The 14,141-nt window shown below is 76.0% G+C and carries 13 protein-coding genes; 7 read left to right on the forward strand and 6 right to left on the reverse strand.

What is annotated here, in order from left to right:
- The first annotated feature begins 47 nt into the window (after window positions 1-47).
- The 5 genes from LN037_RS07230 (at window position 48) to LN037_RS07250 (ending at window position 5,261) form a co-directional block, all read left to right on the forward strand.
- On the forward strand, window positions 48-791 hold the full coding sequence (locus LN037_RS07230; protein WP_230751256.1) for an AfsR/SARP family transcriptional regulator: 744 nt from the start codon (window positions 48-50) through the stop codon (window positions 789-791).
- A 45-nt stretch (window positions 792-836) separates the two neighbouring features.
- Window positions 837-1,070, forward strand: coding sequence for an acyl carrier protein (locus LN037_RS07235; RefSeq protein ID WP_230751258.1), 234 nt, complete (start codon window positions 837-839; stop codon window positions 1,068-1,070).
- Entirely contained in the window at window positions 1,067-2,452 is a 1,386-nt protein-coding gene (locus tag LN037_RS07240) for a cytochrome P450 (protein WP_230751259.1), read from the forward strand. Before LN037_RS07235 ends, LN037_RS07240 begins: the two co-directional genes overlap by 4 nt.
- A gap of 8 nt (window positions 2,453-2,460) precedes the next feature.
- Window positions 2,461-4,098, forward strand: a complete 1,638-nt coding sequence (locus LN037_RS07245) for a phytoene desaturase family protein (RefSeq protein ID WP_230751261.1) — start codon at window positions 2,461-2,463, stop codon at window positions 4,096-4,098.
- 569 nt (window positions 4,099-4,667) lie between these two features.
- Entirely contained in the window at window positions 4,668-5,261 is a 594-nt protein-coding gene (locus LN037_RS07250) for a hemerythrin domain-containing protein (protein WP_230751263.1), read from the forward strand.
- 152 nt (window positions 5,262-5,413) lie between these two features.
- Here LN037_RS07250 and LN037_RS07255 read toward each other — a convergent pair whose 3' ends face one another.
- Window positions 5,414-6,358, reverse strand: a complete 945-nt coding sequence (locus tag LN037_RS07255) for an SDR family NAD(P)-dependent oxidoreductase (protein ID WP_230751265.1) — start codon at window positions 6,356-6,358, stop codon at window positions 5,414-5,416.
- 132 nt (window positions 6,359-6,490) lie between these two features.
- Here LN037_RS07255 and LN037_RS07260 point away from each other — a divergent pair, with 132 nt between their 5' ends.
- A complete protein-coding gene (locus LN037_RS07260; RefSeq protein ID WP_230751266.1) occupies window positions 6,491-7,258 on the forward strand; it encodes an esterase/lipase family protein in 768 nt (255 codons plus the stop codon).
- On the opposite strand, the gene LN037_RS07265 is transcribed toward LN037_RS07260, so the two are convergent.
- From LN037_RS07265 to fdh, 4 genes are all read right to left on the reverse strand, one after another.
- Window positions 7,225-7,878 carry a hypothetical protein gene (locus tag LN037_RS07265; protein ID WP_230751268.1) on the reverse strand — a complete coding sequence of 218 codons (654 nt, stop codon included), beginning with the start codon at window positions 7,876-7,878 and terminating at the stop codon, window positions 7,225-7,227. The genes LN037_RS07260 and LN037_RS07265 overlap by 34 nt on opposite strands.
- A 12-nt stretch (window positions 7,879-7,890) precedes the next feature.
- Entirely contained in the window at window positions 7,891-8,772 is an 882-nt protein-coding gene (locus LN037_RS33445; RefSeq protein ID WP_230751270.1) for a Rieske (2Fe-2S) protein, read from the reverse strand.
- Window positions 8,773-8,844: 72 nt separating this feature from the next.
- Window positions 8,845-9,468 (reverse strand): DUF4383 domain-containing protein, encoded by a 624-nt coding sequence (locus LN037_RS07275; protein ID WP_230751271.1) that lies wholly within the window; start codon window positions 9,466-9,468, stop codon window positions 8,845-8,847.
- 41 nt (window positions 9,469-9,509) lie between these two features.
- Entirely contained in the window at window positions 9,510-12,776 is a 3,267-nt protein-coding gene (gene fdh, locus LN037_RS07280; protein WP_230751273.1) for a formate dehydrogenase, read from the reverse strand.
- Between the two features lie 224 nt (window positions 12,777-13,000).
- Here fdh and LN037_RS07285 point away from each other — a divergent pair, with 224 nt between their 5' ends.
- The gene (locus tag LN037_RS07285) at window positions 13,001-13,363 is read left to right on the forward strand and encodes an STAS domain-containing protein (RefSeq protein WP_230751275.1); all 363 of its coding nucleotides are present in this window, start codon (window positions 13,001-13,003) and stop codon (window positions 13,361-13,363) included.
- A 9-nt stretch (window positions 13,364-13,372) separates the two neighbouring features.
- Here the strand turns inward: LN037_RS07285 and LN037_RS07290 are convergent, their stop codons facing one another.
- Window positions 13,373-14,107: an LLM class flavin-dependent oxidoreductase gene (locus LN037_RS07290; protein ID WP_230751277.1), complete on the reverse strand. Its 735-nt coding sequence runs from the start codon at window positions 14,105-14,107 to the stop codon at window positions 13,373-13,375.
- Window positions 14,108-14,141 lie beyond the last annotated feature (34 nt).

The following is a 14,141-nucleotide window of genomic DNA, read 5'->3' on the forward strand; positions in this document are numbered from 1 at the left end:
GGTTCACCTCCCGAGCCGACACGTCCCGAGGCGAGGTGGAGGCGCGGATGTCCGCCGTGCAGTTGACCGTCATCGGCCGTTTCACCTGCCGCGAGGGCGAGCGGCCGCTGCTGCTCGCACCCCGGGCCGAGCGCCTCATGGCGTTCCTGTCCCTCGCCCGCCGGCCGGTGCGCCGCGAGGAGCTCACCGGTGCGCTGTGGGGCGACCAGCCCGACGAGCGCGCCGCGGGCAACCTGCGCTCGACCCTCTGGCGGCTGCGCCGCCTCGCCGAGCAGCCCCTCGTCGAGGCCTCCGACGGCTACGTCGCGGTCGCCGGGCACGTGCGGGTCGACCTCTGGGACGTCGAGGCCGGCCCCTCCCCCGACGTCGAGCAGCGCCTGCTCGCGGGCGAGCTGCTGCCCGGGTGGGACGACGGGTGGGTGGAGGTCGAGCGGGAACGCTTCCGGCAGCTGCGCCTGCACGCCCTCGAGGACCTGTGCGCCGGCCACCGCCGGTCCCGTCGCTTCGCCGACGCCCTGCGTCTCGGGCTGGTCGCCGTCGCGTGCGACCCGCTGCGCGAGACCGCGCACCGCGAGGTCATCGAGGTGCACCTCGAGGAGGGCAACGTGGTGGAGGCGCTGCGCCAGTACGACTCCTACCGCCGCCTGCTGCACTCCGAGCTCGACCTCGCGCCCTCCCCCGCGATGCGCGCGGTGATCGACGACTACCTCGACCGCGTGGTCGGCGACGATCCGTCGTTTCGGCCCGCGACGGCGCCGGTCATCCGCGCGTCACGTGGGCCCGCCGGTTGACCTCCCCCAGCCCGGCCCGACACCGCACGTCCCGGGAGGACCACCATGGCCACTGGCGAGACCGGATTCGACGACGTCACCTTCGACCTCGTGTCGGTGCAGTACCACGCCCTCAAGGCCGGACACGACTACGGCCAGTACGTCCGCGACGCCGACAACGCCGGCCTGAGCGACGTGGCCGACTTCTTCCGCGAGGTGATGGAGGCGGACTCGCAGCGGGCGCACCGCTGCCACGAGTTCCTCGCCCGGCTCTCCGGCGCCGAGCCCGCGACCCGATGAGTTCGCCGACGGGCGGCCCGGTCACCGGCCGCCCGCTCGTCCGCGGCACCGACTCCGTGCCGCGGGCGACCGTGACCGACACCGTGCGCGTCCTCGCGCGGGTGCTGGGGCCGAACGTCGCGCAGGGCGTCATCGCCCGCCGACCCGCCGTCGTGCGCCTCGCGCAGCGGTGGCAGCTCGACGCCGGCGTGGTCGCGGAGACGGCGCGGCTGCGTCGTCGCTACGGACGCGGGCCGCTGCGGCTGCGCGTCCCCGGCCGCGAGCTCGCACTCGTGCTCGACGCCGAGGACGTGCACCGCGTCCTGGGCGGGACGCCCGACCCGTTCACCCCCGCCAACGCCGAGAAGCGCGCGGCGCTCGGCCAGTTCCAGCCGCACGGCGTCCTCGTCTCCCGCGGCGCCGACCGGACGTCCCGACGACGGGTCAACGAGCACGCCCTCGACACCGGTCACCCCGTGCACGGCGACGCCGAGGCGATCGTCGCCGCCGTGCGCGCCGAGGTGGACGGGCTGCTCACCGACGCCGACGACCTCACCTGGGACGCCGCGCACCGCGCGTGGCGGCGCGCCGTGCGCCGCGTCGTGCTCGGCGAGCAGGCGCGCGACGACGTGCACGTCCACACGCTGATGGACCGGCTGCGGGCCCGGGCGAACTGGTCGTTCCTCGCCCCGCGCGACCGCCGGACACGGGCCGCGCTGCGCGACCGGCTCGCGGTCCACGTCGACCGGGCCGGCCCCGGGAGCCTCGCCGCCCGGCTGCGCGACGCCGACCCGGACGGCGGGACCGACGTGCTGGACCAGATCCCGCAGTGGCTCTTCGCCGCCGACCCGGCGCTGATGGTCGCCCACCGGGCGCTGGCGCTGCTCGCGATCGACCCGGACGCGCGGGAGCGGGCCCGGCGCCAGATGGCCGAGGTCGCCGACCACACGGCGCCGCTGCTGCCGCAGGTCCGGGCCGCCGTGCTGGAGTCGGCCCGGCTCTGGCCGACGACCCCGCTGATCCTGCGCGACACCACGGAGGCCACCACCTGGGCCACCGGCTCCGTCCCGGCGGGCGCCGGGCTGCTCGTCGTCGCGACGTTCCTCCACCGCGACGAGTCCCGTGAGCCCACCGCGCACCGGTTCGCACCGGAGAACTGGCTCTCGCCCGACGGCGGGTCGCTCGACGAGACCGCGCACGACCACCGCCCGCTCGTCCCGTTCAGCGAGGGCCCGGCGTCGTGCCCCGGGCAGGACCTCGTCCTGCTCATGACGAGCACGTGGATCGCCGCGGTGCTCGCGCGGCACGAGGTCGTGGCCCGCACCGCGGTGGCGCTCGACCCGGCGTCGCTCCCGGCCTCGCTCAGCCCGTTCGACCTCGCGTTCGACCTGACCGGGCGGTGACGGGTCCGGTGACCTCGGTCCGGCCGTCGGGCGACACGGAACGGGTCGACGCGGTCGTCGTCGGCGCGGGGCACAACGGGCTCGTCGCGGCCAACGTCCTGGCCGACGCCGGCTGGCGGGTGCTCGTCCTCGAGGCGGCCGACACCCCGGGCGGCTCGACCCGCAGCGCCGAGCTGGCCGCGCCCGGGTGGTCGACCGACCTCGGCAGCGCCTTCCACCCGCTCGGCGCGGCGTCGCCCGTGCTGCGCGGGTTGGGCCTCGAGGAGCACGGGCTGCGCTGGAGCCACGCCCCGCAGCCGCTCGCCCACGTCCTGCCCGACGACCGCGCCGCCGTGATCTCGCGCGACGTCGAGGAGACCGCGGCGTCCCTCGACGCGTTCGCCGCCGGGGACGGCGACGCCTGGCGCCGGTTGGCCGAACAGTGGCAGGAGCTGCGGGACCCGCTGCTCGGGGCCCTGCTCGCCCCGTTCCCGCCGGTACGCGGGGCGGCCCGGTTGCTGCGCGACGTCGGGTCGCCGGAGCTGCTGCGTCTGGTGCGCCGGCTGCTGCTGCCCGCGCTGCGGTTCGGCGTCGAGGAGTTCCGCGGCGAGGGCGCGCGGGTGCTGGTGTCGGGCAACGCGATGCACGCGGACGTGCCGCCCACCGGCTCGGCCAGCACCGCGTTCGGCTGGCTGCTCTCGATGCTCGCGCAGGACGTCGGCTTCCCCGTCCCGGTCGGTGGTTCGCAGGCGTTGGCGGACGCGCTCGTGGCCCGGCTCGAGGCGCGGGGCGGGCGGGTCGACACCGCGCGGCCGGTCGTCGACGTGCTCGTCGCGCGGGGCGCCGCCGTCGGCGTGGTCGACGCGGCGGGTGGCACGGTCCGGGCCGACCGCGCGGTGCTGGCCGACGTGCCCGCGCCGGTGCTCTACCGCGACCTGGTGGGGAGCGAGCACCTGCCGGCGCGCCTGCGGGCCGACCTCGACCGGTTCCAGTGGGACCACGCGGTGCTCAAGGTCGACTGGGCGCTGTCCGGGCCGGTGCCGTGGACCGCGGCCGGCGCGCACGGGGCGGGGACGGTGCACGTCGGGGCGGACACCACGGGCCTGGTCGACCTCGGCGGCGACCTCGCGGCCGGTCGCGTGCCGACGGCGCCGTACCTGATCCTCGGCCAGCTCACCACGGCCGACCCGACCCGCTCCCCCGCCGGCACCGAGTCGCTGTGGGGCTACACCCGCGTCCCGCACGACGCGCTGCGCGGCCCGGCGGAGGTCGACGCCCACGTCGCGCGGATGGAGGCCGTGCTCGAGCGGCATGCGCCCGGGTTCGCCGACCTGGTGGTGGGCCGCGCCGTGTCCGGTCCCGATGAGCTGCAGCGCCAGAACCCGGGTCTGATCCGCGGCGCCCTCATGGCCGGTACGGCCTCCCCGCACCAGCAGCTCGTGTTCCGCCCGACGCCGGGGCTCGGGCGCCCCGACACCGTCGTCGACCGGCTCTTCCTCGCCGGCGCGTCGGCCCACCCCGGCGGTGCGGTCCACGGCGGACCGGGCGCCGCGGCCGCCCGGGCCGCCCACGCCCGGGGTGGCCGACTCGGCCTCGCCTACGCGGCGCTGATCCGTGCGGGCCACCGGGCCGTGCACGGTCGGCCCGGTCCCGGGGTCGTGCACTGAGTCGAGGCCACAATTCTGCGCGGGTCACCGTCGGGACCCGCCCAAGATCTCGTTCCGCGGAGCGATGTGCTCGCTCAGCGACCACTTCGCTCCGCGCGTGTGGATCTTGCCGTCCGGCCGGGCCGCCCGCGCCGGCAGCCCGCCGCCGATGACGGTGCCGACCACCGTCGGGCGCGCGTCTGCCGTGCCGACAGCCACCAACCCGCGCCAGCCACCGTCGGACCCGCCCAAGATCTCGTTCCGCGGAGCGATGTGCTCGCTCAGCGATCACTTCGCTCCGCGCGTGTAGATCTTGCCGCCCGGCCGGGCCTCGCGCGCCGGCAGACCGCCGCCGACCACCGCCGGGCACGCGCCTGCCGCGCCGACAGCCACCAATCCGCACCAGCCACCGTCGGGCCTGCCCAAGATCTCGTTCCGCCGGAGCGATGTGCTCGCTCAGCGACCACTTCGCTCCGGGCGTGTAGATCTTGCGGCCCCGCGGCGACCCCGGTTGCCACCACCCGGGCGCCGGGTACGCGACCGACGGTTGACCCTGCAGCCGCCCGCCCCGCGACGACAGGGAGGCCGCCGTGCAGCCCAGCACCGCCGACCAGAGCATGAACCGGCCCGCACCCGAGTCCGACGGGGAGGACCTCCTGCTGCGGCTGACCCGGGAGCACCGGGACGCCGCCGGGCTGGTCCTCGCCCTGCAGCGCTGGACCGGGTCGGGCGCGGGCGACGCGGTCGATACCGCCCGCGAGCTGATCACCGACCTCGTCCGGCACTCGGTGGCCGAGCGCGTCCACCTGCTGCCGCTGGTGCGGCGGTACGTGCCCGACGGGGACGCCGCGGCCGACCGCATCGACGCCGGTCAGCAGAAGCTCGATGACCAGCTGCAGCAGCTCGAGCGGCTCCCGATGAAGGGCGACTTCTGGATCCACCTCAAGATCGTGGACGCGCTGGTCACGCAGCACGCCGGCGAGCTCGAGAGCCACGTGTTCCCGGCGTTGGCCCGCGCGTGCCCCGCCGAGGAGCTGCGCGAGGCGGGCGAGCGCGCGGCGAAGACGGCCCGCACGGCGCCCACCCACCCGCACCCGCACGCCCCGCGCGAGGGTGCCGCGCTCGCGGCGGCCGCGCCCGGTGCGGGGCTCGTCGACAAGGTGCGGGACCTGTTCCGCCGCTGACCCGGTCGATGACCGAAGGGCCCCTCCGGTCGGCCTACTCGACCGAAGGGGCCCTTCGCTCACGACGGGGCCGGTTGGCGAGGGGCGCCCACGGCCCGTCTATTCGACCGACGGTGCCCTTCGGTCAACCAGGCGCGGAGGCGGAGACCCCGTCAGCGATCCGCCGGCTGGTGGCGCGACTCGGCCCGCCGGGTCAGCGTGGTCAACGTCCGGAACCACGACGGCTGCTCGGGCAGCGTCCACCCGGGGCGCGGCACGCCCCCGTCGTCACCGGCGCCCGGCAGCACGCGGGCGAGCAGCCCGGACAGTCGGGTCGTCAGCCCCGGCGCCACCCCGTGCAGCCGCGCGCCGATCATGGCCGCCGGGGTGAGGAACCGCTCGGCGCGGCCGGACAGGGTCGCCGACACGATCGTCCGCGCCGCGTGCGGAGCGGAGGTCGAGATCACCGGGAGGCTGTCGAGCGCGGCGAACCAGCGGTACTCCGCCTCGCGCTGCCCGGCCACGAGGGCGTGCCGGGGCGAGCCGGTGCGCAGCAGCCCGGGCAGCACCGTCGTGACCGTGATCCCGTGCGGGGCGAGCTCGGTCCGCAGGGCCTCGGAGAACCCGCGCACCGCGAACTTGCCTGCCGTGTAGGGCAGCAGGTGCGGCACCGGGACGGCACCGCCCACCGAGCTGACGATGCCGATCCGCCCGGAGCCGCGGCGCCGCATCGCCTCGGCCGCCCGCAGCACCGGGTACGCGACGGGGCGGAACACCGCGTCGTGCAGCCCGACGACCTCGCCGGCCGACAGCGCCTCGAGCGGCCCCACCCCGATCACCCCGGCGCACGCCACCACGACGTCGAGCCCGCCCAGGGCCGCCTCGGCCGCGTCCACGCAGCCCTCGGCCGCGTCGCGTTCCGCGAGGTCGGCCGGGTGGGTCGTCACGCGGGCCCCGGTGGCCTCGAGCTCGGACCGGGCGGCCCCGAGGTCGTCGGCCGAGCGGGCGGCGATCGCCAGGTCGTACCCGGCACGCCCCAGCTCGCCGGCCACCAGCAGGCCGAGGCCGCGGCTGGCGCCGAGGACGAGGGCGCCGGGCTTCGGGCGTGCAGCAGTCATCGCTGCGGGTGGACGGGCCTCTCGCCGCAGCAAACGTCCGACGCCCCACGCGCCGCGCCCGGAGCGCCGCGGGTACCACCACGCATCCCGGTTGAGCCCGTCAGCCGATCCCCGACGGATCCGGTGAGGTCGATGACGAGCGTGCAGGAGTGGACGCACCGCACGGTGCGGACCGGGATGGAGTGGGCGGGCTGCCTCGTCATGGGCCGCCTGGAGACCGGTGCGGTGGCGGCCGTCCCGCCGGCCGCCGAGCCGGGGGCACCCGTCGTGCTCGTGGGCGGGGTCGCCGCGACGATGCCGGTGATGGCGCCGACGGCGCGGATGCTCGCCGAGCGCGGTCACCACGTCAGCGTGGTGACCGAGGGGATGGGCGTCGGGTGCGCGGGCCGCGCCGCGACGACGTTGGCCGACCGCGTCGAGGCATGCGCCGAGGTGGCCGGGCGACCGGTCCACCTGGTCGGGCACAGCCGGGGCGGCCAGTTCGCCCGGGTGGCGGCCACGCACGCCCCGCGCGCCGTCGCCTCCCTGACGACCCTGGGCTCACCGCTGGTCATGTACGGCCTCGCCCCGGTCGCCCTCGGGCTCGGCGCGGTGGTGACCCTCGGCGGCACCCTGGGCGTCCCCGGGCTCGCCACCGTCGCGTGCCTGCTCGGCGCGTGCTGCCGGGACTACCGGGCCGCGCTCGCCGCGGACTGGGCCGTCGACGTCCCCTTCACCAGCATCGTCGGCGTCGGGGACCGCACGGTTCCCGGGCCGGCCAACCGCGTCCCGCACGCCCGGGAGGTGGTGGTCGACGGCGACCACCTCGAGCTCCTGACGACGGGTCCGGCCCACCTCGCGCTCGCTGACGCGCTCGACCGCGCCGATCAGGTCGCCGCGCGCTCCCGGATCTCGGCGTAGGCCCCGTCCCGGGCGAGCCGGGCGAGCGCACCGCCGAGGCGGCGCACCTCGTCGGGCCCGCCGGCGCGGGCGGCCAGCCCGGCGGTGTCGTCGGCGACGCCCAGCTCGCGGGCCGCCCGCAGGGCGGTGTCCCCGACGTAGGGCTGCAGCTCGGGCCACCGCACCGCCACCTCGCGGACGAACGCCTCCGCGGCCGCGTCGTCGAGCCCGGGCAGCGTCGCCAGCCGCGCCGCGAGCGCGTCGGGGTCGCCGTCCGCGTCGGCGCGCAGACGCGGGAGGTCGAGGTCCCCGAGCGCCGTCGCGAGGTCGTGCAGGGCCCCGACGAGGTCGGACGCGGCGTCGTCCACCGCGGCCCCCTCCCCGCCCTCGACGGACGCGCCGAGGCTCGTCGCGAGGTCCGCGGGGTCGGCCGCCGCGAGTTCGTCGGCGGAGCGCCACCGGCCGAGCACCGAGCCGACGGCGTCCGCGGTGGCCGCGGAGTCGCCGTGCACGGTGACCACCACGGCGGCCACGAGCAGCCCGAACAGCTGCGCGGTCTCGTCGTGACGCTCGGGCAGGGCCGCCGTCGGGACGGCGCCGTCCCGGTCGAGCACGGCCGCGAGCAGGCGCTCGTCGTCCATGGCGGGCTCCTCTCAGCCGGCCGGCACGCCCGGCCAGGTCGCGACGCGCAGCTCGAGGCGCCCCTCGCGCACCCGCGCCGGGAACACCGCGGCGGGCGCGGTCGCGGGGCCCTGCATGACGCGCCCGTCGTCGAGCCGGAAGACGCTGCCGTGCCACGGGCACTCGAGGCAGGTGTCGCCGTCGCGGTCGGTCAGCTCCCCGTCGGAGAGCGGGGCGGACGCGTGCGGGCAGCGCTGGCCGAGGGCCCGGACCTCGTCGCCGCGGCGCACCACGACGACCCGGACCTCGCCCACGCGCCGCATCGTCGGCTCGCCGTCGGGGAGGTCGTCGAAGGCGCCCGCGTCGGTCCAGTCCTCCGGGCCGATGTGGGGGTAGTCCTCGGCGTGGTTCGCGCCGAGCGACTGGTGGTAGCTCAGGTGCCCGCCGAGGGCCGCGCCGGCGGAGCCGACCGCGAGCGCGGTCCAGCCCCACAGGGCGCCGCGCGTGCTCCGGCCGCGCAGCCGGGCGCCGAGGGACATCACGTAGCCGGCGAGCATCGTGATGTTCGCGGCGGCGTGCACGATGCCGACGCGCTGCTGCTCCTCGTGGGCCTGCGAATAGTCCGCCCAGCCCGCGGCGGCCGTGGGGACGGCCGTCAGCAGCCCGACCCCGATGAGCGCGGTCGCGGGCCGGCGGGTGCGGGGCACCAGGTCGAGCAGCCCGGCGGAGACGAAGCTGCCGAACGACGCCTGGGCGAGAATCGGGTGCAGCGGGTGGCCGATCGGCACGCCGTGCAGCACGTCGGCGATCTTCTGGTTGGTCAGGACCTTGTTCACGAGGTCGCGCGCGGGCGCGGCGACCCGGTCGAGGGCCTCGGTGGCGGCGATCCGGTCGATGTCGTCGAAGGGGCGCACGGCGTCGCTGCCTCTCGGGCCGGGGGTGGTGGTCGGCGCGGGTGCCCGACCGCCCACCGCCGCCACACCTGCTCAGTTCTGCCCGGGCTCCTCCGCCTCGGCGTCCGGGTCGTCGGTCCGGTTGTTCGGGTAGGGCTCCGACCCCGGCGGCGGCTCCACGATGCGCGCGCTGAAGAGCATCATCATGACGAAGCCGAGCAGGGCCAGGGCCAGGTGCAGGAAGTGGTCGGGGGTGTTCAGCGCGATCCACCCGGGCTGCTCCGGTCCGCCGCCGGCGGTCAGCCCCACCAGGTAGAGCACGAGGTAGCCCAGGACCTGCAGGACGCACCAGCGCCGGACCCAGCGCCGGGTCACGGTCGACGCCGCCCCCAGCACGGCGGTCGCCGCCAGCACCACCCCGTGCGCCGGGCTCACCGTCAGGTTCAGCACCCGGGCCGGGGCGCCCGACACCCCCATCGCGACGAAGGCCCACACCGCCAGGACCGCGAGCACCACGCTCTGCCCGAGCAGCAGCGAGGTCGCGAGGCGGCCGAGGAAGCCCTCGTGCGGCACCGACGGCACGGGGTGGCCCTGCTCGTCGCGCCCCGACGGGACGTAGGGCCCCGACGACGACCGCCCGGCCTCGTCGTGCACCGACGACCGCCCGGGATCGTCGCTCTGGGAGGCCGGGTCGTAGTCGGTGCGTCCTTCGCTCATGACCCGGGTAACCCGAAGCCCACACCGACCACACCCCGCCGTCAGGACGTCCCGATCCCCGCCCGGCGGCGATAGGACTCGACGAACTCCGGCAGCGCCGGACCGCGCGGCCGGCGCCCGGCCACGACCTCGCAGGTGCCCGTCTTGGTGTCCATGATGTGCACGTTCGGGTCCAGCGAGATGCCGATGAGCTCGTTGGCCGCGTCCCCGGTGACCAGGCCGTTCGGCCCCCAGTGCCACGGCAGCCCGATCTGGTGCACCGTGCGCCCGTCGATCCGCAGCGGCTTGGCCCGCTCGGTGACCAGCACCCGCGCCTCGATCGCCGAGCGCGCCGTGACGATCGTGGCCCACCCGGTGTGCTCGAGCCCCCGCTCGGCGGCCAGCGCCGGCGAGACCTCGACGAACATCTCCGGCGCGAGCTCGGCGAGGTAGGGCGTCCACCGGCTCATCCCGCCCGCCGTGTGGTGCTCGGCGATGCGGAACGTGGAGAACGCGATCGGGTAGACGTCGGCCCCGGGCTCGCCGTCCGGCGGGTTGTACCGGTTGTCCGGCCGGTCGAACCGTTGGCGGGCGGGGTTCGCGCGGGTGCCCGGGTGCACCGCGTTGCGGGTCGGCGACTCCTCGGGCTCGTAGTGCACCGGCAACGGACCGTCCGCGAGACCGGTCGGCGCGTAGAGCCACGCGCGCCCGTCGGCCTGCATGATGAACGGCTCGTTCCCCCCGATCGCGTCCTGCGCCGCCGCTCCCTCGGGCGGCCGGTAGGACGGCGGCTTGTCGGGCTCGAAGTCCGGCACGTCGTGGCCGGTCCAGCGACCGGCCTCCTCGTCCCACCAGACGTAGGCCTTGCGCTCGCTCCACGGCCGGCCCTCGGGGTCGGCGGAGGCGCGGTTGTAGAGCACCCGGCGGTTCATCGGCCACGCCCAGCCCCACTCCAGTGCCGCCGGGCTCTCCCCGCCCGCGGGCTTCCGCCGGGCCGCCTGGTTGACGTCGTCGGCGTACACGCCGGAGTAGATCCAGCAGCCGCAGGCGGTGGACCCGTCGTCGTGCAGCTGGGTGTAGCCGTCGACCGGGCTGCGGTCGGCGACCCGGTACCCGGAGATCTCCTTGAGCACGGCGTGCGCGTCGGGATCACCGTGCGGGCCCTCGGTCGGGTAGTCCCAGGTCAGGTCGAGGACCTGCCGGTCGCGCGGCAGCTCGGAGTCCGCGAGGCGCGCCCGGATGCGCCGGCCGAGCTCGTGGACGAACCACAGGTCGCTGCGGGCGTCGCCGGGCGGCTCGACCGCCTGGTGGCGCCACTGCAGCAGCCGCTGGGTGTTGGTGAACGAGCCGGCCTTCTCGACGTGGGTGGCCGCGGGGAGCAGGAACACCTCGGTGTCGATGTCCTCGGTGCGCATCTCGCCGGTCTCGATCTCGGGACCGTTCTTCCAGAAGGTCGCGGTCTCGATCTCCTGCAGGTCCCGGACGACGAGCCACTGCAGCGCCGCGAGCCCCTGGCGCTGCTGCTTGGAGTTCGTCGTGCCGACCGCCGGGTTCTCGCCCAGGACGAAGTAGCCCTCGCAGTGCCCGTCGATCATGTTCAGCACCGTGGTGAACGTCGAGTGGTCGTCGTCGATCCGCGGGAGCCGGTCGAAGCAGAAGTCGTTCTCCGGCGTCGCGGCGTCGCCGTACCAGGCCTTGAGCAGGCTGACCACGTACGCGCTCATGTTGCCCCAGAACCCCTTCGTGGCCGAGTCGGCCTCGACGAAGTCGGCGAGGTGCATGCGCGTGTGCTTGGGCGGCATCGGGATGTAGCCGGGCAGCAGGTCGTAGAGCGTCGGGATGTCCGTCGACCCCTGGATCGTCGCGTGCCCGCGCAGCGCCATGATCCCGCCGCCGGGGCGCCCCACGTTGCCGAGCAGCGCCTGCAGGATCGAGGCGCAGCGGATGTACTGCACGCCGACCGTGTGCTGCGTCCAGCCCACCGAGTACACCCACATCGTGGTGCGCTCGCGGCCGGAGTTGGCGCAGATCGCCTCGGCGACCTGGGTGAACTGCTCCGGGCTCATGCCGCAGACCGCGGACACCATCTCCGGCGTGTACCGGGCGAAGTGGCGCTTGAGCACCTGGTAGACGCACCGCGGGTGCTGCAGCGTGTCGTCCCGCACCGGCTCGCCGGTGAACCGCGCGCCGCCGGAGCCCGCGCCCTCGGACTGCCCGAGCAGGTGGGTCTGCCGGTGCGAGGCGATCCGGGCCGACGGCGCGTGCACGTCGGAGTCCCACTGGTCGCGGTCCCCGCTCGCCGCCGCCACGTCGGCGCCCTCGTACTGCCAGCTCGACGTGTCGTAGCTGAGGGTCTCCGGGTCCCACCCGGAGAACAGCCCGTCGTCGTCACCCGCGTCGTGGAACTCCTCCCGGACGAGCATCGGGGCGTTCGTGTAGGCGACGACGTACTCGCGGAAGTCCCGCTCGTTCTGCAGGACGTGGTTGATCAGCCCGCCGAGGAAGGCGATGTCGGTGCCCGGCCGGATCGGCACGTGGGCGTCGGCGACCGCCGACGTGCGGGTGAAGCGGGGGTCGACGTGGATGATCTGCGCGCCGCGGCGCTTGGCCTCCATCACCCACTGGAAGCCCACCGGGTGGGCCTCCGCCATGTTCGAGCCCTCCAGGACCACGCAGTCGGCCTGCGCGATGTCCTGCTGGGAGTTGGTCGCGCCGCCGCGGCCGTAGCTGGTCCCCAGACCGGGGACGGTGGAGGAGTGTCAAATGCGCGCCTGGTTCTCCACCTGGACGGCGCCGAGCGCGGTGTAGAGCTTCTTGAGGAGGTAGTTCTCCTCGTTGTCGAGCGTGGCGCCGCCGAGGTGGGCGAAGCCGAGCGTGCGGTTGAGGACGCGCCCCTCGTCGTCGGTGTCCTGCCAGGTCCGGGCCCGGGTCTCGACGACGCGGTCGGCGATCATGTCCATCGCGGTGTCGAGGTCGAGGTCCTCCCAGTCGGACCCGCCCGGACGCCGGTAGCGGACCTTCGTGATCCGCGACGGCGAGGTGACGAGGGACAGGCTCGACGAGCCGCGCGGGCAGAGCCGGCCGCGGCTGATCGGCGAGTCGGGGTCGCCCTCGATGTGGGTGACCCGGCCCTCCTTCGAGAAGACCCGCTGACCGCAGCCGACCGCGCAGAACGGGCAGACCGACCGCGTCACGGTGTCGGCCTCGTCGGTGCGGGGCGTCCAGGGCTCCGGCGCGTTCGAGCGCACGGCCTCGCCGCGCCCGAGGGGGTCGGCCCCGGTGAGCTGGCGGACCACCGGCCAACGGCGGACGAGCTTCAGCGGATCCACGTGAGGACCTTCCGACGACGGGTCGGTCCGGCTGCGAGGTCAACCGCTCCGGGCAGCGTGCCAGGTGCGCGACCACGCCGCGCGCTCGGCGCGTCCGGTACCGCGGGGCGCGCGGGTGCCCGGCCTCCTCGCAGCGCTACACCTCCGGCCGAACCGCGGTTACCCTCGGAGGAGCTCGGGTTGACGCACGCCAGCTCGCGACGCGTGCCACCCGAGGAGGAACCGTGGACGGTGCCAGGCCCCCGGAGCCGGTCCGGGCGACGATCGGGGTGGACGTCCGCCCCCGGGTGGTGCGGGTGCGCATGCACGGCGATCTCGACGCCGAGGCGGCCCCCCGGCTCGACCGCGTGCTCACCGAGGTGATCGGCCAGGCCGCCTACCGCGACCGGCAGCCGGCCACCCGCATGACGATCGATCTCGAGGACGTGCACCTGCTCGCGGCCGCCGGGATGACGGTGCTGCTGCGGGCGCACGAGGACGCCGTCCGGCAGGGCGTCGACTGCCTGGTCTGCGTCAGCCCGCGGGGCCGCCGGGCCCTCGCGATGACCGGCCTCGACCGGACGCTGCTGCGCGACCCCCGTTCCTGACGGCGGGTGTCAGTCCACCAGGGCGCGGACGGCGGCCGGGTCCGGCCCGTCGGGGTCGATGAGCACGATCGCGTCGTCGAACCCGGCCTCGGCGTAGCGCGCGAGCGCCTCCCGGGTGGCGCCGAGGTCCGTCGTGGGGACCGCGCAGACCAGGGCGCGGCGCCCGCCCGCGGCGCGGAACCGCGCGTGGGCCGCGACGATCTCGTCGGGTGAGGTCCGGTACCCCGAGGCGAGCCAGCCGTCGAACTCGTGGGCGGCACGTTCCACGTTCACGCCCCAGGAGCCGAGCAGGAACGGGACGCGGGCGCCCGCCGGGGCGAGCCGGGCCGCGTCGTCACCCCCGCACGCGACCAGGGCGCGCACCCGGGTCACGTGCTCGCGGAAGGCGCGGAAGCGGACGGGGAAGTCGCGGCCGAGCGCCTCGTGGTCGGCGGCGGTCGACCCGGGGCTCACCCCGAGGGTCAGCCGGTCCCCGCAGATCGCGTGCAGCGAGAGCATCCGGTGCGCGAGCCCGGCGGGATGGTGCAGCGGGACCTGCACGGTCGCGGTGCCCAGCTCGACGTCGTCGGTGACCCCGGCGGCCACGGCGAGGGCGAGCAACGGGTCGGGGACGAGGTCGCCGCGCCCCACGATCTCGGGCGCCCAGAGGCTCGCGAAGCCCTCGCCGGCCAGGCGGCGGGCCCACGCGGCCACCGGGTACGGCGGCGCCGCGGACAGGTGGACGAGCGTCGCCCCGAGCCGCACGGCGCCTCCGTTTCCTGGACAGCCGATCCGCGCC

The organism is Actinomycetospora soli (assembly GCF_021026295.1).
GTDB classification, from domain to species: Bacteria; Actinomycetota; Actinomycetes; order Mycobacteriales; family Pseudonocardiaceae; genus Actinomycetospora; species Actinomycetospora soli.

Coding starts and splice junctions, on each gene's coding strand:
- LN037_RS07255 (WP_230751265.1), bottom strand. CDS start 6,358: ATGACTGCTGCACGCCCGAAGCCCGGCGCCCTCGTCCTCGGCGCCAGC.
- LN037_RS07260 (WP_230751266.1), top strand. CDS start 6,491: ATGACGAGCGTGCAGGAGTGGACGCACCGCACGGTGCGGACCGGGATG.
- LN037_RS07265 (WP_230751268.1), bottom strand. CDS start 7,878: ATGGACGACGAGCGCCTGCTCGCGGCCGTGCTCGACCGGGACGGCGCC.
- LN037_RS07275 (WP_230751271.1), bottom strand. CDS start 9,468: ATGAGCGAAGGACGCACCGACTACGACCCGGCCTCCCAGAGCGACGAT.
- LN037_RS07230 (WP_230751256.1), top strand. CDS start 48: ATGTCCGCCGTGCAGTTGACCGTCATCGGCCGTTTCACCTGCCGCGAG.
- LN037_RS07235 (WP_230751258.1), top strand. CDS start 837: ATGGCCACTGGCGAGACCGGATTCGACGACGTCACCTTCGACCTCGTG.
- LN037_RS07240 (WP_230751259.1), top strand. CDS start 1,067: ATGAGTTCGCCGACGGGCGGCCCGGTCACCGGCCGCCCGCTCGTCCGC.